Origin of the sequence: Muribaculum sp., assembly GCF_029051885.1 — a bacterium.
GTDB lineage: Bacteria > Bacteroidota > Bacteroidia > Bacteroidales > Muribaculaceae > Muribaculum.
In genome coordinates this window covers 1-5,842 of sequence record NZ_JAIDKI010000113.1, presented here as the reverse complement: position 1 = coordinate 5,842, position 5,842 = coordinate 1, and the positions used below count along the sequence as shown (strand labels likewise).

Genomic DNA, 5,842 nt, shown 5'->3' with positions numbered 1-5,842 from the left:
TGTTTATGTTGCGGTTCGTTTAATTCAGCTTCATCCCTAGTTCATCACAGTTATATTTATTCTCAGCAGTCCGTGGCGGAAATTACCATCGCCACGGCCAATCGTCATGCATCTGCGTCCGCTTGTTTCGGTCACAATGCAACCGCATTGCTCTCTCACTGCGCGAACACATCTGCACGACGCTTGACCGCCCCAGCGTTAACAAATATTGGGGAACGGGGTCTTACATGCGTTTGGCGCCGTGGCTTAATCTATGCCACGGCGCTAAGCATGCGTCTTTCACATTTTCACGACAGGATTATTACCAATCCTGCGGGTACCCTGTACTCCGGAAACTGATACCGCTCTCCGTAGGTGTGACGATTATACTTATTTTATCAATAATAATAAACGGGGAGCACCACAATCAATAAATTTTGTCCGGACTATTGATAACGTAAGCCTAAACTGCCTTAATATCTTGATGGTCACGCCATATTTGGGGAATATCGTAATGCATGGCAGGGCGACTGTAGACCATCCGCCGGTATACAGCACACCGGCCCCCAAAACCTACCTGCCGGCAGGGTGCGGAGCCAAGCTATAATATAATTACAAATGTCGATAGAGGAATATATCCTGCTGTAGGCATATGTCTGCATAGAATACAATCGTTACGCCCCCTATAGTTGATATGCATAAAAACGCATACCCCCGACAGGAGCACAATTTATTGATTCTGCAAGACGGGACGCAGGAATATGTGTTTTAACGAGAGAAGAGCCGTCCCATCACTTTCAGCACAGGCTTCCGATGTTGTAGTCACACAGCATTATCGGAGCTAATATGCCGAATTGCCAAGGTGATGTAATCTCCCGATGTATGATAGTCGTTTATTTCATTTGACTAATCACACATTTTGCATTGCAAATATATGCAATGCGGCTATTATTCAGCTAATTCGGAGTGTTAAATTATGTAAACCGTATGCTGGTATTATCAATATAAGTTTGTTAACGGCTAAGAATTTATGAGTCCACGTCCCAGCAGGTCGGTACCGGCAGGAGCCTGGAAGATGCTCAGACCAAATTTCCGCACCACAGCGTACACATAATCGAATATGTCGGCCTGTATATGCTCATATTTTACCCAGGCTGTCTCGCGGATAAAGAAATACAGTTGAATGGGAAGTCCCGACTGGGTGGGAGCCATTTGTCTGACCATCAGTGTCATATCTGTATTCACGTCGGGGAGCGACCGCAGATACCACTCCAGATAATCCCTCAGCAGACGAAGATTGACATTTCCGCCACGCCGGTTTCTGACATCATCGCCGCCAAAATCCGGAATCATGCCGTCGTCAAAAAGACGGGTCAGCTCTTCTTCGGAAACCAGTCTCACTGTATTTATATCGATATATATGGACCGGTCTACACGGCGACCTCCCGAAATCTGCATAGGACGGTAATTGCGGAATGAGTCTGTGATAAGGGAGTAAGGAGGCACGGTAGTGACAGAATTGTCCCAGTTGCGCACCTTGACGGTGGTAAGCGATACATCAATGACCTCGCCGTTGAGATCACGGTTAGGCATCGTAATCCAGTCGCCACGCTGCAACATCTTGTTGGCTGTAAGCTGAATGCCTGCTACAAGCCCGAGTATCGTGTCTTTAAACACCAGCGACAGTACCGCCGCCGAAGCACCCAGAGCTGTGAGTATCGCTATCGGAGTCTTTCCTATGAGTATGCTTATTGCTATTATCACCCCGATGCCAATCATTATTAGCTTAAACATCTGAAATATACCGGTTATGGCATATGCCTTCAGATTGTCCCTTCTGAGAAGTGCCTTATAAAGATTGTCGATTATTATTACTACAATCCTCACTATCGCCCACAGGATATACAGCGAAGTCACCACGTCGATCCATTTGACCGACCCCGGAGAATCGGCAAATGTCTGCGGAAGTAGCCACGAAATTACAAGAGCAGGAGCAAGCTGCGATACAGCTCTCATCAGACGGGGATTGAGCATATCGTCGTCCCATTCGGTAGGACTGCGCAATATCATCTTCTCAAACATCATCAGCACACCTTTGGTCACAAAATAGGCAATTACCGATATTATCGCTATGCCGGTGAGCAGAAGCACAGTCGCAAGATGCGGATGAAGAGTTTCAGGAGCTATGGTTCCGACGATTTCCTTGATACTTTCAGACATAGATAAACAGATATTTTAAGACTTGTTCAAGAGTCGGTTGGACAATAAATGAGTACTTTAAAGAAAAGTTTCAGCAAGCACACGTGGAAAATACAGTGTTTCGAGAATTCTTACCTTGGCAGCGACATCATCTGCGGTATCGTCAGGTGTAACCTCGGTCGAGGCCTGAAATATAATGCGTCCTTCGTCATACTTATCGCTTACATGATGGATCGTTATGCCCGTGCACGACTCTCCGGCGGCAACCACTGCCTCATGGACATGGCGTCCGTACATACCCTTTCCGCCGAATTTGGGCAGAAGCGAGGGGTGTATGTTGATTATTTTTCCGCAGTAGCGCTCGATTAGAAATTCCGGAACCATCAGCAGAAACCCGGCAAGCACAATCACGTCAATACCATGCTCCTCCATCAGAGGAAGCAAGCGCGAAGAGTCATTGATATCATGCCGCGACAACACTGCCACATCAACACCAAGCCTGGCTGCCCGGCTTATTACGCCGGCCGCCGGATTGTTGCATACTATAAGCTCCACCTCGGCGTCACAACAGTTGTCGCGGAAATATCTTACGATATTCTCCGCATTGCTCCCGTCGCCTGAGGCGAATATAGCGAAACGTTTAGTAGTGTATCCTTTTTCCATGCCGTGAAGTTAGGCAATTTCTCCGGTGTAAGAAACTCTTTTGACCCAATGATTGTTAATATTCCGATACTTGACAATTGGCCATTACCAAACATCCAGGAATTATGAAAATATCATATTCGATACCGGCATTTCTCTTTACAATGGCTGCCATAGCCGTTACGATGCCATCATGCGACAGCAACGAACACAACAATCCCTACACCCCGTCGCGTGTCGATGCCGCTTTCAACGACGCTCTCAAAGAGCAGTTTCCCGACGCACAGAATGTGAAATGGGAAAGAAACAGCGAATACCGCGTAGCCGAATTCAATAAAAATGGAGTCGGTTACGATGTATGGTTCGACAAGACTACCGCCTGGGCCATGACCGAAATGGATTATGGCAAGGATATCTTCCTGGTTCCTGACAATGCCGTCACTGCCGCATTCCCCAAAGGCGAATATGGCACCTGGACTATCGACGACATTACCCATTACAAACAGAAAGCATCTGAATTCTATGTTTTTGAGGTAGAGAAAGCGGGAAGTGCCGACATGGATGTATTCTACACCACCGACGGCACCATGATAAAGGCAATCCCTTCGGATACCGCAACCGACATCCTGCCCACAACGTCCATACTCTGACACTCTCAGTTAACAAATGTAACTGTAATACTGCATAAGGCGATGCATCCTACTCAAGGCGCATCGCCTGTTTTGCCGTTACAGCTTGTCACAGCAACCACAGTCCCTAAAAGTAACTTTATAACCACTCAACCTCTTGCCTTCTTTTGAAATAAATGCAAAAATATATCAACGATATGAAACAAATTACCTCCAGTCGGTCAATCGCCGGCATCTTTCCGCCTGTTCTTCGGTCGTTATGGAACCCCATAACTCCCTTATCACAAGCGAAAATCTGCTCGACGAATGACCGCCCTGACGGTAACATTTATTATTAAACAAGCTCTTAATCTTGGACAAACATTACCCGTTGTCACATTTTTTAGTTAAATTTGCATATTGAAAAATATCTATTTCTGATTATTAATTATTTATTTATGTGTGGAATAGTAGGATACATCGGACATCAAGAGGCTTACAGCATCCTTATAAAAGGCTTACACCGACTCGAATACAGAGGCTACGACAGCGCCGGAGTAGCGATAATCAACCCTGACGACCGACTGAACATATATAAACACACCGGAAAGGTCGCCGAACTCGAATCGTTCTGCCGGTCGAAGGACATCTCAGGAACAATCGGAATCGCCCATACCCGATGGGCCACGCACGGCGAGCCAAGCGACATAAACGCCCATCCCCACTCAAGCACCAATGGTCGCATAGCTATTGTACACAACGGAACAATAGAAAACTACAGTATACTCAAGCAGGCCCTTCAGCAGCACGGATGCGAATTCAATAGCCAGACCGACACGGAAGTCATAGTCAAACTTATTGAATATATTCAGAACGAAAACAACTGCACTCTGCTCGATGCCGTACGCGAGGCTCTGCATCAGATTGTCGGAGCATATGCGATAGCAGTCATCGACTCTGACAATCCCGACACGATAATCACCGCCCGAAAGAGCTCTCCACTCGTTATCGGCATAGGTGAGGGCGAAACATTCATCGCATCCGACGCTTCGCCGATTATCGAATACACCAACAAAGTCGTATACCTGCGCGACAACGAAATCGCCATAATAACCCGCAACCGGCCGTTAAAGGTAATCACCACCGCTAATGAAGAGTCTAAAATCGACATCCAAACACTGCGCATGTCGGTATCTCAGCTTGAGAAAGGAGGTTATCCCCACTTCATGCTGAAAGAGATTTTCGAGCAGACCGATACCATATTCGACTGCATTCGCGGACGTGTCGTCGCCAACGGCACCGCCATAAAACTCTCGGGAGTGAACGACCACCCCGACCGCTTCATCAATGCCGGACGCATACTTATAGTGGCATGCGGCACATCGTGGCATGCCGGACTAATCGGAGCCCGCCTTATCGAGAACTTCGCCCGCATACCGACCCGTGTGGAGTATGCCTCTGAATTCAGATATGCCAATCCCGTAATCCGCCCCGACGATGTGGTGATTGCCATATCCCAAAGCGGAGAGACCGCCGACACCCTGGCCGCCATACGACTCGCAAAGGAGGCAGGAGCATTCGTCTACGGCATATGCAACGTAGTGGGTTCCTCCATCGCCCGAGAGACCGACACCGGCACATATATACACGTAGGGCCGGAAATCGGTGTGGCCTCTACAAAAGCATTCACTGGACAGGTAACAGTACTCACCATGCTCGCCCTGGCAATCGGGCAGCTGAAGGGCACAATCAGCAGTGAGCAGATAGCCGAGGTAGGACGCTCTATACTCCGCTTGCCCGACCTCATCGCCGAGACTCTCGAACTGAATCCTCAGATAGAAAAACTGTCGGCCATATATACATATGTCCACAACTTCCTGTACCTTGGCCGCGGCTACAACTACCCCAATGCCCTGGAAGGCGCTCTCAAACTGAAAGAGATAAGCTACATACATGCCGAAGGATATCCGGCCGCAGAGATGAAACACGGCCCAATCGCCCTTATCGACAAGGAGATGCCTACAGTCGTGATTGCTCCGGACGACGAGCTTCACGAAAAGGTGATTTCCAATATACAGCAGGTAAAAGCACGCGGCGGCTCGGTAATAGCCATCGTGACAAAAGGCGACACTACAATCCCGGCCATGGCCGACCATGTGCTGGAGATACCGCGAGTGCCTGAGGCTCTCTCACCGATTATAGCAGCCATCCCCCTGCAGCTGCTGGCCTACCATATAGCCATAATGAAAGGCTGCAACGTAGATATGCCGCGCAACCTGGCCAAGTCGGTTACCGTAGAATAACATTAAGAGCTTGTTTAATAATAAATGTTGCCGACAGGGTCGTATAGCTTGAGACGATTTTCGACATGTGACGAAGGAGTGTACTTTATGTACACAACTGAGGAACAGGGC

General features: G+C 48.1%; 4 protein-coding genes. 2 read left to right on the top strand and 2 right to left on the bottom strand.

Annotated features, from left to right (window positions below; all coding sequences use genetic code 11):
- Positions 1-999 precede the first annotated feature (999 nt).
- Together K2I50_RS05020 and purN are read right to left on the bottom strand one after the other, a co-directional pair.
- The gene (locus tag K2I50_RS05020; protein ID WP_301025126.1) at positions 1,000-2,199 is read right to left on the bottom strand and encodes a mechanosensitive ion channel family protein; all 1,200 of its coding nucleotides are present in this window, start codon (positions 2,197-2,199) and stop codon (positions 1,000-1,002) included.
- A gap of 57 nt (positions 2,200-2,256) precedes the next feature.
- A complete protein-coding gene (purN, locus tag K2I50_RS05015; protein WP_301025125.1) occupies positions 2,257-2,841 on the bottom strand; it encodes a phosphoribosylglycinamide formyltransferase in 585 nt (194 codons plus the stop codon).
- A gap of 104 nt (positions 2,842-2,945) precedes the next feature.
- Here purN and K2I50_RS05010 point away from each other — a divergent pair, with 104 nt between their 5' ends.
- Positions 2,946-3,470, top strand: coding sequence for a PepSY-like domain-containing protein (locus tag K2I50_RS05010; RefSeq protein ID WP_301025124.1), 525 nt, complete (start codon positions 2,946-2,948; stop codon positions 3,468-3,470).
- 416 nt (positions 3,471-3,886) lie between these two features.
- The gene (glmS, locus tag K2I50_RS05005) at positions 3,887-5,731 is read left to right on the top strand and encodes a glutamine--fructose-6-phosphate transaminase (isomerizing) (RefSeq protein ID WP_301025123.1); all 1,845 of its coding nucleotides are present in this window, start codon (positions 3,887-3,889) and stop codon (positions 5,729-5,731) included.
- The last annotated feature ends 111 nt before the right edge of the window (positions 5,732-5,842 follow it).

Bases quoted from the DNA above. Each gene is read 5' to 3' on its own strand.
- K2I50_RS05010 (WP_301025124.1), top strand. From the start codon at position 2,946: ATGAAAATATCATATTCGATACCGGCATTTCTCTTTACAATGGCTGCC.
- K2I50_RS05020 (WP_301025126.1), bottom strand. From the start codon at position 2,199: ATGTCTGAAAGTATCAAGGAAATCGTCGGAACCATAGCTCCTGAAACT.
- purN (WP_301025125.1), bottom strand. From the start codon at position 2,841: ATGGAAAAAGGATACACTACTAAACGTTTCGCTATATTCGCCTCAGGC.
- glmS (WP_301025123.1), top strand. From the start codon at position 3,887: ATGTGTGGAATAGTAGGATACATCGGACATCAAGAGGCTTACAGCATC.